Consider the following 17,453-nt stretch of genomic DNA (forward strand, 5'->3'; position numbering starts at 1 on the left):
GCTCTAGCATGTAAGACCTTTTGGTAAACTCGCTAGTGACCGGCTTTTTTGGGCCTCCGCCCCAGTCGGATTATAAATCCGACCTCATAACAAGGCACGTGTTGCAAACCCGCGCCAGCAAGAACCTTTCAGAAATGATAAAATGAATTAGCCTGCACTTGGCAAGAAGAGGTTACTTCACCTCAATATTTGTCTCGTTAATGCCCAACTTGTTCTTGGAGTGCAGCTCCACCGGGAAGCCCCACAGGTAACGGATGTGTTCCAGCGTTTCCTTGGCACTTTTAGTATCCAGGCGGCGGTCCTTCTGGATGTAATGGGTCAGGTATAGTTTGCTGGTGCGGTGCAGGTCTACTTTGGTTACCTGGATGTTGGGCACCAGCGAGGCGCGGTCGTACTGGTTGCTTAGGTGCTCGCGCACCCGGCGGTAGCCACGCTCATTGTGGATAGCTCCGATCTCATACTCCTCCTCGTGCTCGTTATCTATGATCATGAACAGGCGCATGTCACGGATTACCTTGGGCGAGAGGTACTGCAGTATAAAGCTGTCGTCGCGGAAGTTTTCCATCACGTAATGCACTTGCTGCAGCCAGTCCTTACCAATCAGGTCAGGGAACCACTGCTTGTCCTCTGCGGTAGGGTTTTGGCAGATGCGCTTAATGTCCATGAAAATATTGAAGCCCAGCGTGTAGGGATTTAGACCGGAGTAAAACTTGCTGTTATACTCCGGTTGGTAGAGCACGCCGCTGTGGCTCTTGAGGAATTCCAGCATAAAGCCATCGTTCAGGTAGCCCTCCTCAAACATCTTGTTGATGATGTGGTAATGCGAAAAGGTGGCAAAGCCCTCGTTCATCACCTTGGTAGCCCCCTGCGGGTAAAAATACTGCGCCACCTTGCGCACAATCCGGATGATCTCACGCTTCCACTGCGGCAGGGCGGGTGCATACTTCTCTATAAAGTATAAAATGTTCTCCTCCGGCTCCTTCGGGAATTTGTGCTCGTCGCTGCTGTTGGTTTCCGGCACCTCGGACTGGGCAGGAAGCGTGCGCCACAGCTCGTTATAGTTCTCGCGTTTTATCAGGGTGAGCTTTTTCAGGCGCTCATTTTCCTGCAGGGCCGATACCTTCGAAGGCTTTTTATACTTGTCTACCCCGTGGTACATCAGCGCATGGGCCGCATCCAGCACGCGCTCCACTTCCTCCTCGCCATACTCTTCCTCGCATTTTAGAATATACTCCCGCGCAAAAGCCATATAGTCTACAATCGAGTCGGCCGAGGTCCAGTCGAGAAACATGTAGTTGTTGGCAAAGAAAGCATTATGTCCTTGGCAGGCATGTGCAATCACGAGCAGCATCATACAGGTAGAGTTGTTCTCCATGTTGTAGCTGATGCAGGGGTTGGAGTTGATCACCAGCTCGTACGAAAGCCCCATGCGGCCTTTAGTGTAGTTGTTCTGGTTCAGCACGAAGTCCTTGCCAAACTTCCAGTGCGGGTACGAAGTGGGCAGACCGGTCAGGGCGTAGGCATCCAGCATCTGCTCCGAGGTGACAATCTCTATCTGATTGGGGTAAGTCTTCAGCTTCAGGTACTCCTTCCCTATCCTGCTGATAACCCCATCCGCAGCTTCCAGTGTCTGATAATCCCAGTTGGGGTTACAGAACATCGCCTTATATTTATCTTTATCTGTCATTTTCAGGGTGTTTATGCGTGTTATGTAGTACGACGCCTGCAGGTTTTTCTTAGACAAAGGACTGTTTGATAAAGGACAAAAGACCTGAGTCTTTATCAATTCTTAAGATTCAGCCATCGTGTAAGTATGGGCGGTCCACAACTGGCTTTTTTTACCACATTTATACTTTCACCTACTGCTGCTCCGGATTTGCAATCCGGAACCACATACTATAAGGATTTGTAATCCAATTTTCTGCCTGTAGCCACCGCCATTGTGAAGCGGATTACAAATCAGCGGGCCATATACTTTCGGATTGCGGATCCGAAAGAGCGGTAGTTTGTGATTGCAGGACGAGTTACAAGCTCGCACTAGCAGTAATATGTGCTCTGTCCTTTGTCACAAAGTCCTTTGTCAAATAGTCAGGAAACTGCTTCGCTCCGCTTCCGGAACAGCCCTTGAAACACGGGCCAGATCTCGTATGGCTCATACACATGCCTGATGGAGAAGTCCTCGTCGTTGCTGATGCGTTTGTAGGCTTGCCACAGGTCGCTTTCGCGGTCTTTGTTGCTGATCTCGATATAGGCCATGTATTGCACTGCCGGAAGTATGGTTTCCAGCACCAGGTTCTTACACTCCAGCGCATCCTGTTTCGACCACACGTCGCCGTCCGAGGCCTGGCAGCAGTACACGTTCCAGCTCTCGTCGTAGCGCTCGCGCCTGATCCTGTCCATTAGTTTCAGCGATGGGGCCACCACCGTACCGCCGCTCTCGCGCGAGTTGAAGAACTCCTCCTCGTTGACTTCCTTGGCCTCGGTGTGGTGCCGGATAAAGACCAGCTCCACGTTTTTATACTGCCGCGTCAGGAAGAGGTAGAGCAGCGTGAAAAAGCGTTTGGCGATGTCCTTCTCGTGGTAGCCCATTGAGGCCGACACGTCCATGATGCAGAACATGACAGCCGATGTTATCGGCACAGGCACGCGCTCAAAGTTATTGTAGCGCAGGTCGATGTCTTCAAAAAAAGGAACGGTAGCGGCCTGCTTCCTGACTTTCTCTAACTCCAGTTCCAGTGCCTCCCGCTCCGTTTTTTTCCTGGTTTTGGCCAACTGTTCCTCCAGCGTCTTCAGCTTCTTTTCGAACACGCCCCGCAGGGCCAGCTGTCGCCCCAGCGATTGCTGGTAACTGGTTTTGATGTTGAGCCGGGAAGGCACGCTGTCGCGGGTATAGCCGGCGCGGCGCATCGAGAAGCTCTCGGTGCTCTCCATCAGCTTCTTCACCATATTGGGCAGGGCCAGGTCATCAAAAAAGTACTTCAGAAACTCCTCTCGGGAAAGGACCACCGTAAATTCGTCCTCCGTTACCTCGGGGCTATTGGAGCCCTTGCCTTTGCCACTTCCAGAGCCGCTTTTAGGCTTTGGCACGCGGTCGCCCTCGCTGTAGCGGTCGTTGCCGGGCTGCACAATGTACTTCTTGCCGGTTTTAGGGTCGTGGTGGAAATGCGGCTCGTCCAGCCCCCGGACCGGCACCTTTACGCTGCCTCCGGTTTTGCTGTCGGTTATACTTTCCTGGCCCATGATGTCCGGTATGGCCCGCTTAATCTGGTTCTCCACCCGCTTCAGGAACTTCTGCCGGTTGCCCGTAGACTTCCCCTTATCGTTCTTGCGTCTGTCGATGATGTGGGACATGGGAGTTTGGGAGTTAAAGGGTTTAGGAGTTAGAGAGTCTAAGAAATTTGGAGCTAATCGAGTTCTGACTCTTCCCTCCTAAACTCCCCAACTCTCTAACTTATTTAGGCCATCGTTTTGCGTACGCGCATGAACCAGTCTACCAGGATGCGGATCTGCTTGTCGGTATAGCCGCGCTCGCGCATGCGGCGGGTGAAGTCGCGGTGCTTCTTCTCGTCTTCCTCGTTCGTTTTCACGTTGAAGGAAACCACCGGCAGCAGATCTTCGGTGTTTGTGAAGATCTTCTTCTCAATCACGTTCTTGATCTTCTCATAGGAATCCCAGCGTGGGCTTTGCCCGCCGTGGTTGGCTTTGTAGCGCAAGAAGAAGTTTGTCACCTCGGATCGGAAGTCTTTCGGGTTGGCAATGCCGGCCGGCTTCTCTATCTTTTCCAGTTCCTCGTTCAGGATGCTTCTGTCGAAGATCTCGCCCGAGTCCGGATCGCGGTAATCGTTGTTCTGCATCCAATGGTCGGCGTAAATCACATACTTCTCAAAGATGTTCTGGCCATACGAGCTGTATGACTCGATATAAGCCTTCTGTATCTCATCCGAAATAAACTCGGCATACCTGCTGGCCAGCACCGATTTTATCAGGTGCAGGTACTTGGTCTCGGTTTCCGGCGGAAGCATCATCTTGATCACCTCCTGCTCCAGCACATACAGCAGGTGTACCGGGTTGGCGGCAATCTCCTCGCTGTCGAAGTTGAAGACTTTGGAGAGGATCTTGAAGGCAAAGCGGGTCGAAATGCCTTGCATGCCTTCGTTTATACCGGCATCGTCGCGGTACTCCTGTATGGATTTGGCGTTGGGGTCGGTTTCGCGCAGCGTTTCGCCGTTGTACACGCGCATCTTGGAGTATATGCTCGAGTTCTCCGGCTCTTTTAACCGCGACATCACCGAAAACTCGGCCAGCAGCTCAATGGTTTTGGGAGCGCAAGGCGCGTCACGAAGCGAGCTTTCGCGGATGAGCTTTTCGTAGATCTTAATCTCCTCGCTTACGCGCAGCACATAAGGCACCTGCACCTTGTATATACGGTCCAGGAAGGCCTCGTTCTTTTTATCGTTCAGGAATTTAGCCCACTCCGACTCGTTAGAGTGCGCCAGGATAATGCCATCGAAGGGAATGGCGCCAATGGGCTCGGTGCCTTTGTAGTTTTTCTCCTGGGTGGCGGTGAGCAGCGGGTTCAGCACCTTTATCGGCGCCTTAAACATCTCCACAAACTCCAGCAAGCCCTGGTTGGCCAGGCACAGGCCACCGGTATAAGAGTAGGCATCCGGGTCGCTCTGCTGGTACTCGGCCAACTTGCGGATGTCCACCTTACCTACCAGTGTAGAAATGTCCTGGTTGTTTTCGTCGCCTGGCTCTGTTTTGGAAATTGCGACTTGCTCCTGAATGGAGGGGTACAACCGAATCACCTTGAAGCGGTTCACATCGCCATCGAACTCGCGCAGGCGTTTAGAGGCCCAAGGGCTCATGCAGCTGGGCACATAACGGGAAGGAATGCCATACTCACTTTCCAACTCGTCTGTATAGTCGGCAAACAGGCCCAGCGGACTCTCGAACACGGGACTGACTTCCTCGCCGGCCTTCAGCACATAAATAGGGTTTTGCTGCATCAGGTGCTTGAGCTTCTCAGCCAGCGAGCTCTTGCCACCACCCACGGGTCCCATCAGGTAGAGGATCTGCTTCTTCTCCTCCAGCCCCTGCGCCGAGTGGCGGAAGTAAGAAACAATCTGCTCGATGGTGCTCTCCATGCCATAAAAATCCCGGAAGGCAGGGTAAATCTTTATCTTCTTGTTCGAGAAGATGCGGCTGAGCACCGGGTCCTGCCGGGTATCCAGAATTTCAGGCTCCCCGATGGCATCCAGAATCCGCTCTGCGGGCTTGGCATACATTGTCGGGTCCTGTTTACACTCCTCGAGATAGGCAGCTACTGTCATCTCATTCAGGGAGGCGCTGTAATTCGTTTTAATCTTTTCTAAAATGTTCATATCGGGTGTTTCTTACATGTCAGAATCATTTCCATCAAGATTACAGAGCAGCACCTTTGAGAGTGGCTAAAGTTCCGAAGCGCTGCTAAGCAAATAATCTGAGCATAACTGTAGGTCTTTTTTATAAGCTGATTTCCAAACGAATGAGAGGCAGCCCGTGCCTTCTATGTTAAGAAGCATCCCTTAAGCGGGACTTGTTACCCTGATGATAAAGCAGCTATGGCCTTACATACCATCTGCTACACCGTTAGCCTATACTTTACAGCCAAACAGCACCCAACTGACGCCTTATGCCTTATGTTACAGACTACAGGGACCTGCTCCCCGTCACCTGCCGCTCCCTGAGGAAGAGCCTGCATTTATTGCCTTACGGGTGGCAATAGTGACTACCTTAGAAACATCGCTTTTCTGCTTTAGATTCAAAAAGGTTTATATTTTATACTATTAAGGTTATAAAAAGTATACCTCCTTGCTAAAAATTTTTGCCACCATCAGGAAAATAGTGCCTGTTTAGGTACAAATACCAGTATGCACAACTAAGACTTGGGCTGAAGTTTATAGGCTAATTTGTATATTGGGCCTCGCGAAGGCGCGTTGTAGCAAGGAAAGTTAAATTTCCGAAAGTATAACCTCAGCCTTTGCAGCCACGCCAACACAAACAACAACAGATATGAGCCAGTTAGTAATTAGCACCCTCGACGAACTTACCAAGTATGAGGGCACCGAAATGGGCGTTTCGGATTACCATACCATTACGCAGGAGCAGATACAGAAATTTGCCGATGCCACCCTGGATCACCAATGGATTCACCTGGATGCAGAGCGGGCCAAAACTGAGTCGCCGTTTGGGGCTACGATTGCCCACGGTTACCTGACCGTTTCGCTGCTGCCTTACCTGTGGTCGCAGATTACCTCCATCCAGAACCTGAAGATGCAGGTGAACTACGAGATCGAGAGCCTGCGCTTTAACCAGGCGGTTGTGGTAAACGACCGCGTGCGCCTGCGCGCCAAGCTGCTGTCGGTAAAGAACCTGCGCGGCATTGCCAAAGCCCGGCTGGAGGTAACGCTGGAGATTGAGAACAGCAGGAAGCCCGCCTTCACAGGCATCATCACCTTCCTGTACCACTTTAACGACTAAGGACCGCCCCTGCTGCAGCAGCGCTATACTTTTAAATCCGGTTCCTATGCTAAAACCAGAAGACCTCCCCATCTACCGCAAAGGAGAAGAGATTTTCCACCTCACCACTTCTATTGTGGGGCTGATACCGGAAGACAATGCGCTGCTGCAGCACCTGCGGGAGATAATGCTGACCGACGCCGCCATGCTGACCGTTAAGGTAGCCAGTGCGGTGGGCGCAGACATTTACGACATGCAGATGGAGAGCGCAGTGCTTATCCGAAAGGCTGCCCGCGACCTGCTCACCAACTGCACGGCCCTGAAGATGTATGGTTTTGAGGAATCCACCTACCTGCCCCTGCTGCGCAACGCCATCGAGGAATACAGGGTGCTGTTTGTAGCGTGGGTTGCCACCTTCGACCCCTGGAACTACTTCTGGGACGATTGGGGCCTGTTTAACCCTCCGGGCGCTACAAAAGAGGATAACCTGTAGACTTTTTTTCCAAGATACTTCTCTCTTATTCGGTTAAGTATTGCCCAGGATGTGGGGCAGTATACTTTCTTACACCCGACTTCCACCTTCCTCCGTAAAAGCAGGGTTTGTAAAGAACTGCTTTATACTTTTGCAGCTCCTGAACTTACGCAAAGTATAAAACCCCTGCCATGACGCCTGCCCCTACTTCTGCCCCCGCCCCTCAGCTTACCCGTACTACCCTCTGGCTGATGACCATTGCCTCCGGTATGGTGGTTGCCAACAACTACTACAACCAGCCGCTGCTGGTAAAAATGGCGGATACTTTTCAGGTGTCGGAGGCGAGCGCGGGGATGGTAGCCATGCTGGCACAGGTGGGATACGCTATTGGCCTGCTCTTCATCATTCCGCTGGGCGATATGCTGCGCCGCAAGCGGCTTATCCTGATAGATTTTGTGCTGATTGTGCTCTCGCTGCTGCTGGCGGCCTTCTCAACCAACATTTATACGCTGATGGCAGCCAGCCTGCTGATCGGCGCCACCTGCGTGGTGCCGCAGTTGTTTGTGCCCATGGCCGCGCACCTGGCCAGGCCGGAGGAACGCGGCAAAGCTGTGGGTACCGTCATGAGTGGCCTGTTGGTGGGTATCCTTTTCTCGCGCACGCTCAGCGGCTTTGTGGGTGAGCACCTGGGCTGGCGGGCCATGTACCTGATCGCTGCCGGGTTAATGGTACTGTTATGGCTGGCCCTATACTTTCTGCTGCCGGAGATACAGCCCCAGTTTAAAGGAAACTATAAAAGTTTGATGAAGTCGTTGGTGCACTTGTTCCGCACAGAGCCTCTGCTCAGGCTGGCCTCGGCGCGAGGGGCGCTGTCCTTTGCCTGCTTCGGCGGTTTCTGGACCACGCTCGTCTTTCTGTTGGAGGGCCCGCCTTTCTTTGCCGGCAGTGACGTAGCCGGTGCCTTCGGGCTGGTGGGTGCGGGAGGAGCCATCATGGCCTCCGTTATGGGCCGCCTCAGCGACAGGTTCGATACCCGTTCTGTGCAGATAGTAACGCTGGCTATGCTCGTGGTGTCTTACCTAGTCTTCGGCTTCTCGGGCCAGAGCATGATTGGCCTGGTGGTAGGCGTTATACTGCTGGACCTGGGCCTGCAGGGTTCTCACATCTCTAACCAAACCCAGATTTTTGCCCTTCACCCGGAGGCGCGCAACCGCCTGAACACCGTTTACATGTTTACCTACTTTATCGGCGGGGCCACCGGAACCATCCTCGCTACCCAGGCCTGGCAAGTATGGCGCTGGAACGGCGTGGTAGCTGTAGGCCTTATTTTCTCTGCGCTGGCGCTGGCTGTGCATATGGTATTTTCTCGAAGGAGGAGCAAATCATAATAATGACTTTGCAGCGCGGGAGAAAGTAGTACCGGGTCCAACCACCCCTGCCCCTCCTTGCCTAAGGCGGGGAGTCCGTTGTTACTCTGGCTGAAGTATAAGTACTGTAGCGACAGTTCTCGCGTGGACAGGTCGCGACCTGTCCCTACAAAGTATAAACCTGCCCCTCCGAGGAAGGGAATTTTCTGTTAACGATTTACACCCCTATGAGCGTTGCTCGCAAGCTTCGAACTCCCGTTCTCAATTGTGCTGAAGGGGACAGTTTATACTTACCCTTTCTCTGTCATCTCGAGTACTCTTGAGGCGAGAGCCGAAAAGAGCCAGCCTAGCTGTGAGAGAACTATCAGTGAATTCTAACCAGTTCTCTCCCAAAGGTCGAGATGACAGTATTGGCCGTAGCTATCGAATGCTTCCCAGCCTTTGGGTTGAGCGCCTTCTAGATTTCCGGTGCCGCAGGCAGCCCGAGGCACGAGGGCAGGAAATGTACACCGCGCGATGCCCTGATCGAGGGCCCCTACCCCCAAGGCGAGGCCTCCCGGCCTGGGAGGGCAGAAAGCAAGAGGTGCAACTATAGGTATGTGGGGCTGGAGGATGAACGAAGGCTAGTAAGTATAGCTTGTGTCAAGTTGCAGGAGGCAGTAACTAGGAAAGTATAGCCCAAGTATAAAAGTCCAGCAAGTATAAAAGTATAGCAGAAGCAAGTATGGCTTTTCAAGCCACTCGGATTGCAAATCCGAGAAGATAGGAAGGCACAGGTTGCAAACCCGCGCCAGCAATAGGGGATTACGGAGCAGTTAGAAGTATAAAAGTGTAGCCAACCTATAAACTATGGCTTTTCAAGCCAGCCGGGTTACAAACCCGACACCACTGTAGGACACAAGTCTGAAGACTTGCGCCAGGAAAGGTGAAGTATAAAGTATAACTTAGCCGGCTGCAAAAGGTATACTATAAAACCCAAGCACGCACACTATGATGGAAAACCCAAACCTGGAGAACTGGGACGAGGAACGCTATAAAGAACTCAACACCTACTTCCGCATCAAAATCGAGCTCATGCTGCGCACTAACCCGCACTTAGTGGCACAGCAGCAGGAAAACACCACCATGCACCTGCAGCAGCTGGTAAACGAGTTGAGCGAAGAAGATAAGGAGCGCTGGGAAGAGTTTATGCGGCTGGACAAGCAGAAAATGGAGCTCGACATCTGGAACCACCTGCACGGCAAGGGAACCCGCTTCCGCCCCGGCATCGGCTTTACCAAATCCGACGACGACACCACCTGGTAGGCCTATCCTTCAAAGCTATACTTGGCATCGCTCCAGAAGGCATCGAGGGCGATGATGCGGGGCTTCAGAAAAGAGATAAGCGCCGGCCAGTCTTCTTTGTCGAACACGTTTACCGGAGCAATCTCCTTGTAGATGCGGCTCACCACGCGCCCCGTACTGTCCGAGGCATGCAGCACCCACTCCCACTCCTCGCCCAGCGTTTCGTGCAGCATGGTCTTATGCTCCTCAAACTGCTCAAACACCAGCTGCTGCAACTCCGTGTCCGGGTGCGTCAGCTCGATGGCAATGTAGCCGCGCTTGTTGTCAGCATTCATCCGGAAGTATACATCCTTAACCCCGGTTTTATAGTTGAGCCAGTTCACCTTCCAGCCCTCCGCCGAAAGCTGCGGTGAGAGGTACTGGCCGAAGGTGGTCCAGAACTGCTGCCTTAACTGGGATGCCTGCTCGCGGGTATACATGCTGCAAAAATAGCGGATTCTATACTTTAAAACTACCTTCGGCTGGTATGCTTTCCAGTACCCTTCCAACCTCACTTTAGCAATCTCTCCGTATACGACTACTCGTAAAACAGCAAGTATGGAGACTTGCGATCTATGGCTTCTGCTACAGAAGGCGGGACAGTTTTGCCTGGTTATCCGTAGAAGCAAAGTATAGGAACGAGCAACAGCTAAATCAGTCTCTTCTAACGGTTATTACTCTATAGAAATCAGACCACTAAGTAGCAACGTCGGCAAGCTTGATTTAACAAAGATAGGAGCCTAATCGGGCCATCTCATAGACCGGAAATGTAAGCTGCACGCCTTGTTGTTTTAAATAAACTGAACGGGGTACCAGCAAGAGGGCTTAAATGCAGCCCAAGTAGGTAAACTAACGTATTCCCAAAAGTGAACAGCGGCAAAATAAGCTTAATCTATAGATTTAGCTCATTGCACTTATACTTCTGGTTACAAGCCACAAATATCCATTTAGGTAAATTTATACTTGAAGTATAAATTAATTAGGATGTGGCAAGGACTTTACTTTTTACGTTTGCATTCCGAAACATTCTGCCCTTTTATCGTTTATGATGTTAGCAACGTTCCACGCCTATATTAAAACATTGCTAAAAGGAGATATAAAGCCGTTGGTTCGTTTCATTTTAGAACAATTTTGTCTAATTTCGCTGTACATTAAAAGACACTACTACGCAATAAAAAGCTAATACACATGTCAGAATTTGCTGAAATAATTTTAGATGGTAAATCCTACCAGCTACCTGTTGTAGAGGGCACAGAAAATGAGAAAGCGGTTGACATTTCTGCGCTGCGCGCTCAATCAGGTTACGTTACCCTGGATTCAGGATATAAAAACACAGGCGCTACCACCAGTGCCATCACTTTCCTCGACGGGGAGCAAGGCATTCTGCACTACCGTGGTTATCCGATAGAGCAACTGGCCGAGAAGTCGAACTTTATAGAGGTGGCCTACCTGCTGATCTACGGTTCCCTGCCAACCCAGCAAGAGCTAAACGACTTCAGCAACAAGATCAGGCTGCACACGCTCGTAAACGAGGACATGCGCAAGATCCTGGACGGTTTCCCGTCTGCGGCGCACCCGATGGGCATCCTGTCGGCTTTGATCAGCTCGCTTACGGCGTTCTACCCAGAGTCGCTTAACCCGAACCAGACGAAAGAGGAGGTGGACCTTTCCATCATCCGCCTGATGGCAAAACTGCCAACTATCGCTGCCTGGTCTTACAAGAACTCCATCGGTCACCCGGTAAACTACCCTAAGAACAAGCTCGACTACTGCTCAAACTTCCTCCACATGATGTTCGCCTATCCAACTGAGGAGTATGAGTTGAACCCAGTGGTAGTGGACGCGCTGAACAAACTGCTGATCCTGCACGCCGACCACGAGCAGAACTGCTCTACTTCAACCGTGCGTCTGGTAGGCTCAGCCAACGCCAGCCTGTACTCGTCTGTGTCGGCCGGTATCAGCGCCCTGTGGGGACCGCTGCACGGAGGTGCCAACCAGGCTGTGATTGAGATGCTGGAGGCCATTAAAGCAGACGGTGGCGACTCGAAGAAGTTCATCGCTAAAGCAAAAGACAAGGATGATCCGTTCCGCCTGATGGGCTTCGGACACCGCGTGTACAAAAACTTCGACCCACGCGCCAGAATCATCAAGAAAGCCGCTGACGAAGTGCTGACCGCCCTGGGCATCAACGACCCTGTACTGGACATCGCGAAGGAACTGGAAGAGGCTGCCCTGAACGATCCATACTTCGTGGAGCGCAAGCTTTACCCGAACGTGGACTTCTACTCCGGCATCATCTACCGTGCCCTGGGCATCCCAACCGACATGTTTACGGTGATGTTCGCCCTGGGCCGTCTACCAGGCTGGATTGCACAGTGGAAAGAAATGCGCGAGAACAAAGAGCCAATCGGCCGTCCGCGTCAGATCTACACCGGCGCTACCAAGCGCGACTACGTAGCCGTAGAGAACCGCTAATCCGGTTTAAAGTATAAAACAGAAAAGGCTGGCCTTCGGGTCGGCCTTTTTCTTTTGCCCTTCCCCTGCAATGACCGGCGTCATTTTATACTCTTTACCTCGGCGCTACCTTGCGCGTATACTTATACTATAGTTTTATACTTTCATGACGAAGATCAGGCTCACCAGGCTTTTCACGTTTGAGACGGCGCACGCCCTTCTGCACTACGACGGTCCCTGCCGCCGCATTCACGGCCACTCCTACAAGCTGGAGGTTACGGTTATCGGCACGCCCCTGGTGGAGGAAGAGCACCCCAAGAACGGCATGGTGATGGACTTCGGGGATTTGAAGCAGTTGGTGCAGGAGCACATTGTGCAACCCTTCGACCATGCCTTGGTGCTGGCACAGGAAAGCCCGCAGGACTTGCTGGAGCAGCTGCGCAAGTATGACCATAAACTAGTACTTACCCCCTACCAGCCCACCTGCGAAAACATGCTCATCGACTTTCAGCACCGCCTGCAGCAGCGCCTGCCAGGCCATGTGCAGCTGCACCACCTCAAGCTCTGGGAAACGCAGAACTCCTTTGCCGAGTGGTACGCGGAGGATAACCGGTAAACAGTACGATTTATACTTTGGCAGCGGCCTTTATACTTCAGAAAGTATAAAGGCCGCTGTTTTTGCTGGCAGGCATTCACCAACTCCTGCAAGTATATTTTAACCGCTGCCCTAGCTTAAAGAGGTATATATTTAAATCAAAATGTATACCTTTAGCCCCTGTTACTGAACCACCTATACTTCATCACCACCGTTCACTTTTAGCCTATGAGAACAACTTTACTTGCTCTAATTTTTCTGTGTATTTCTGTTTCTGCTGCCCTTGCGCAAGACTACAAGCTCGGTTACGTCATCGGGAACACTGTTTCCTTTCCCTACGATATCACCGTTGGCCCAGACAATAAATTATACCTTGCCGATGATTACAGCACACGCGTTTTCAGCCTCTCCGGCACTATGCTGGACGAGTACCATCTGACCGGTCGCTACCATGACTCGAACTCGCACATGGCAACCAGCCTGGACAGCGAGGGAAACATGTACACCATCAGCTTTGGCAGCCGCATCCAGAAGATTAGTCCTGACAACGAGATACTACTCAGCTTTGGAGAAGAAGGCAGCTTACCCGGCCAACTAAATGATCCCAAAGCCTTAGTCGTAACCAAAGACGGCACCATCATCATAGCTGACACAGAAAACCACCGTATTCAAAAGTTCGATCAGCAGGGAAATCTGCTTTCCGTGATTGGGAGTTTTGGAGAGCTGCCCGGGCAATTCAACTTGCCAAACAGCCTTGCCCTCGATAAGGAAGAGAACCTGTACGTAACCGACCCCTATAATGCCCGCATTCAGATATTTGATAAGACCGGCAAACTCCTCACGTATTTCGGTAGTGGCTGGGCAATTTATCCTGATGATATCGCCTTAGATGCGGAAGGGTATGTCTATATAACCGAGCTTTCTTCCCATCAGGTTATTAAGTTTGATACTACCGGGTACTGGCATATGAACTTCGGGTCTGAAGGAACCGGGAACGGTCAGTTTACCGGCTCTAGTATGAGCCTGACTTTGGACGCGGAAGGAAACATATATGTAGCCGACAGGGGTAATGATAGCCGTGTTCAAAAGTTTTCTCCGGAAGGCGAGTTCCTGTTAGATTTCGGCAATTTCAGAAGCAGAAGCGCCGATAAACTGTACCCCTATGCCATCAAGTCGGACCAAGTGGGGAATTACTATGTTGCGTTCAGCAATGGTATCATCCAGAAGTATGACACGGAAGGAAACTTATTGTTCGCCTTTGGAGGCAAGGGCACGGACAACGGAAAGTTTACAAGCCAGATTACAAGTATGGAAATAGATCAGGCAGGTAACCTTTACGTGCTTTCGAAGGAGACTGCGGGCAGCGTTCAAAAGTTCACGCCAAACGGTGTGTTTATCTCCAGGTTTGCGCCTGCTTCCAGCACTGGCACAGCGAGCCCAACAGCCTTAGCCAACCCAATATACCTTAAACTGGACCCGCAGGGTAATACCTATGTCTCTGATGACATCTATCTATACCAGTTTAGCCCTGATGGGAAGCTTGTAAAAAGACAATCCTATGTCAACAATGAAACCGGTGCACCTATTAGTTTTAAGGAAGGCGTGTTTAACAGCCGGCTTAAGTTCAGTATAGATAAAGAAGGGGTGCTTTACATTTTACTTGTCCGGAAATCTAAAAAGTTTACGCTGAATGGCGAGTTCCTAGGAGACTTTGTGCCACCAAACGCTTATCCGGACGGGTTTACGGCCTATGATATGGATTTTGACGGGCAAAACAACATGTACCTTTCCAACTGGGGGCACATTTACAAGTATGATGCCCATACAAAAGCCCTGGTGGGAAGTTCAAGGAACTACTCCTATATCTTCCACATTCTCCAAAATTCTTTTTCGGTAAACAAGTTGGGTTCCCGTATCCTCGTATTAAGCCCGAACAATACAGTAGCAAGCTTTACGAACAACAAGCCAATTACCCTGCCCGACACGAACAATATAACCGGTACTGTATATCACGACAAGAACAATAACTGCACGTTCGACGAGAACGACAGCCCACTTTCGGGGATTTTAGTCGAGGCCACCCCTGGGCCTTACTATTCGTTTTCGGACAATAACGGCAATTATTCACTACCCGTTGGCTCCGGAGCCTATCAGGTAAAGCAAATCTTGCCAGCAAAAGAGGCTACTAAAAAAATCGTTGCCTGCCAGGACGAAGCCGTACAAGTAACTTTCTCATCGCTTGGGCAGACCCAAACGCTTCACCATGGCAACCAGGTCACCCTCTCCCCTCACCTCTCCGTCAGCGTCTCCTCCGACCGCCGCCGGCGCTGCTTCGAGAGCACGACCACCGTGCGTTACCTAAATTCCGGATTTGCCACGGCCCCCGATGCCAAAGTATACTTGCAACTGCCTTCCGAGGTAGAGTTGCTCTCCGCGGATAAAGCTTATATACGCCTTTCTGACGGGACCTATGAATTCGCTGTCGGCGACCTGGCGGCCGGGCAGCAGGGCACCATCACCATCACAGACATCGTGACCTGCGGCGATGAGAGCGTGCGCGGCCGCACCGTCTGCACCCGCGCCTGGATCACGCCATCGAACAACGCGCCCGCCCAACCCACGCCAACGGTTACCATCACGGGCCGCTGCGACTCCCAGACAGGGATGATCCGCTTTGTGATCAGAAACTCGGGCAAGGCTGCTATGGATAAACACGAGCTGTTCCGCAAGTACAGGGATGGCAGGCTGGCCTCCGTGGAGCAGTTCCAGCTGGCTGCCGGCGACAGCATGGTGCTCTGGGTGCCTTCCATGGGCTATACCTGGCGCCTGGAGGCGGACCAGCCGGAAGGCAACGGTGACAATAAAACAGCTAGTGTCACGATGGAGGCCTGTACCGACGCCACTTCGTCATCTGTCAGCTCCGGCCTGGTCAACCTGATGCCAACAGACGACGAGGAGGCCGAGGTGTCGGAAGAGTGCCTGCTTATCACCGACTCCTTCGACCCGAACGACAAGCTGGTAACGCCGGTTGGAAGGACAGAAGAAAACTATACGCCCACCAACACGGCGCTCAAGTATAAAATCCGCTTCCAGAACACGGGAACCGACGTGGCCTACCGCGTGGTGGTCGTGGACACGCTCTCCGAGCACCTGGACCTGAGCACGCTGCAGCTGGGGGCTGCGTCGCACACGCATCGCTTTGAGGTGAGCGGCAAGGGCCGGCCCGTACTTACCTGGACCTTCGACAACATCATGCTGCCCGACTCCACGGCCGATGAACCCGGCAGCCACGGCTACATCCAGTTCAGCATCAAACCAAAAGCAGACCTGCCCGAGAAGACCGCTGTGGAGAACTTTGCCAACATTTTCTTCGACTTTAACTCCCCTGTCCGCACCAACGTTACCCTCAACCGCATCTACGACATGCCGCCCGTGGTGGACGAGGCAGTGCGGGTGCACCTGGAGGATGTGCTGGCCACGCCATCCATAGCAGCCTTTGAACCTGCTGCGGGTAAAGTGGGCGCAGAAGTCACCATCACGGGCAAACGCTTTGCCTCCACCCCCACCGACAACAAAGTATACCTGAACGGCACAGCTGCTACCGTGGTCAGCGCCACGGGCTCAGAACTGCGCATACTCGTGCCTGCAGGCGCTGCGACAGGGGCCCTGAAAGTTATTACCCCGGACGGCGGTGTAACTGCCTCAGAAGCCTTTGAAGTATACCAGCCGCCTGTGCTTAACTCCTACAGCCCGGCGGAGGGCATGGTGGGAAATATAATTAACCTGCACGGGCTGCACGTGCTGCCAGAACTGATAGAGGCTGTAAAACTCGGCGACCTTGATTGCGAGATTGTCCACCACCAGGACAACACCGTGTCCGTGCAGGTGCCTGCCGGAGCCGTGACAGGCCCCTTCTCCATCCGCACCAAAGGGGGCGAGACGGAGAACATCACCCCTTTTACCGTCTGGTACAGGCCTGCCATCAGCAGCCTGAGCCAGGAGAGCGGCATCGTGGGGGACACGTTCACCATCACGGGCGAGAACTTTACCGCTGACAAAGCCCGGATTCTTGTGCATTTCGGGCTGGTGAAGGCGCAGGTGCTGGAGGCAAGCCCCGGGCACCTGGTAGTGCAGGTGCCGGAGCAGGCCGACTCTAATGTACTGGTGGTGGAGACACCGGGCGGCCCGGCCTTTGCCACGTTCGAGGTGATTCCGGGGCCGAGGTTCTCAGCCATGCAGCCGGCAAAGGGAAGCGTAGGCACAGTGGTGGAGATCAGCGGACAGCACTTCGGGGTAAGAGGGCTGCAGGATAAAATAGCCTTTAACGGGCAGGAAGCGCTGGTGCTGGAAGCCTCCGGCGACAGGTATAAGGTCAGGGTGCCACGCGGTGCCACCACAGGCAAGGTACAGATAACGGGCTATGGCGGTAAGGCGCACAGCTCTGCAGACTTTGTGGTGGAAGACCTGACGCTGGCCGAGGCTGTCATCATCTCCCCGAACCCAAGCAACGGCAGCTTCACACTGGACCTGAACCGCGCTGATTTTGATGTGCAGCAGCTGCAGGTATACAATAGCCTGGGACAGCTAGTGCTAGAGCAACGTGTAGCTACACCTCGGCCAGACATGTTGCACGTGCGTCTACCCAAATCACAGGCTGGTATTTACCTGGTGCACCTGCACACCAACCACGGCCTGTTTACTTACAAACTGTACGTGCGTTAGCCGATACTGCAGCATACAA

11 protein-coding genes are annotated in these 17,453 nt (G+C 52.5%); 7 read left to right on the plus strand and 4 right to left on the minus strand.

The genetic code is table 11. From position 1 onward, the window contains the following. Positions 1–172: 172 nt before the first annotated feature. The 3 genes from BM040_RS03240 to BM040_RS03250 form a co-directional block, all read right to left on the minus strand. Positions 173–1,687, minus strand: a complete 1,515-nt coding sequence (locus BM040_RS03240) for a SpoVR family protein (protein WP_092099451.1) — start codon at positions 1,685–1,687, stop codon at positions 173–175. 401 nt (positions 1,688–2,088) lie between these two features. Then, positions 2,089–3,351 carry a YeaH/YhbH family protein gene (locus BM040_RS03245; protein WP_092098970.1) on the minus strand — a complete coding sequence of 421 codons (1,263 nt, stop codon included), beginning with the start codon at positions 3,349–3,351 and terminating at the stop codon, positions 2,089–2,091. 104 nt (positions 3,352–3,455) lie between these two features. Further along, complete coding sequence (locus BM040_RS03250) at positions 3,456–5,384, minus strand: PrkA family serine protein kinase (protein ID WP_092098972.1); 1,929 nt, start codon at positions 5,382–5,384, stop codon at positions 3,456–3,458. Positions 5,385–6,054: 670 nt separating this feature from the next. On the opposite strand from BM040_RS03250, the gene BM040_RS03255 reads away from it, so the two are divergent. The 4 genes from BM040_RS03255 to BM040_RS03270 all read left to right on the plus strand — a co-directional run bounded on the left by BM040_RS03255 (position 6,055) and on the right by BM040_RS03270 (position 9,645). Continuing rightward, on the plus strand, positions 6,055–6,522 hold the full coding sequence (locus BM040_RS03255; RefSeq protein ID WP_092098974.1) for a MaoC family dehydratase: 468 nt from the start codon (positions 6,055–6,057) through the stop codon (positions 6,520–6,522). Positions 6,523–6,568: 46 nt separating this feature from the next. Further along, on the plus strand, positions 6,569–6,994 hold the full coding sequence (locus BM040_RS03260; RefSeq protein ID WP_092098976.1) for a hypothetical protein: 426 nt from the start codon (positions 6,569–6,571) through the stop codon (positions 6,992–6,994). 170 nt (positions 6,995–7,164) lie between these two features. Further along, positions 7,165–8,361: an MFS transporter gene (locus tag BM040_RS03265; protein WP_217646685.1), complete on the plus strand. Its 1,197-nt coding sequence runs from the start codon at positions 7,165–7,167 to the stop codon at positions 8,359–8,361. A 969-nt stretch (positions 8,362–9,330) separates the two neighbouring features. Next, positions 9,331–9,645, plus strand: coding sequence for a hypothetical protein (locus BM040_RS03270; RefSeq protein WP_092098978.1), 315 nt, complete (start codon positions 9,331–9,333; stop codon positions 9,643–9,645). Positions 9,646–9,647: 2 nt separating this feature from the next. On the opposite strand, the gene BM040_RS03275 is transcribed toward BM040_RS03270, so the two are convergent. Beyond that, entirely contained in the window at positions 9,648–10,172 is a 525-nt protein-coding gene (locus BM040_RS03275) for a DUF4268 domain-containing protein (RefSeq protein ID WP_317040152.1), read from the minus strand. Between the two features lie 679 nt (positions 10,173–10,851). Between BM040_RS03275 and BM040_RS03280 the strand changes: the two genes are divergently transcribed. The 3 genes from BM040_RS03280 (at position 10,852) to BM040_RS03290 (ending at position 17,434) form a co-directional block, all read left to right on the plus strand. Continuing rightward, the gene (locus BM040_RS03280; RefSeq protein WP_092098982.1) at positions 10,852–12,138 is read left to right on the plus strand and encodes a citrate synthase; all 1,287 of its coding nucleotides are present in this window, start codon (positions 10,852–10,854) and stop codon (positions 12,136–12,138) included. 145 nt (positions 12,139–12,283) lie between these two features. Further along, positions 12,284–12,733 carry a 6-pyruvoyl trahydropterin synthase family protein gene (locus BM040_RS03285; RefSeq protein ID WP_092098983.1) on the plus strand — a complete coding sequence of 150 codons (450 nt, stop codon included), beginning with the start codon at positions 12,284–12,286 and terminating at the stop codon, positions 12,731–12,733. A gap of 207 nt (positions 12,734–12,940) precedes the next feature. Then, positions 12,941–17,434: a DUF7619 domain-containing protein gene (locus tag BM040_RS03290; protein ID WP_092098985.1), complete on the plus strand. Its 4,494-nt coding sequence runs from the start codon at positions 12,941–12,943 to the stop codon at positions 17,432–17,434. Positions 17,435–17,453 lie beyond the last annotated feature (19 nt).

The organism is Pontibacter chinhatensis (genome assembly GCF_900113285.1).
GTDB lineage: Bacteria > Bacteroidota > Bacteroidia > Cytophagales > Hymenobacteraceae > Pontibacter > Pontibacter chinhatensis.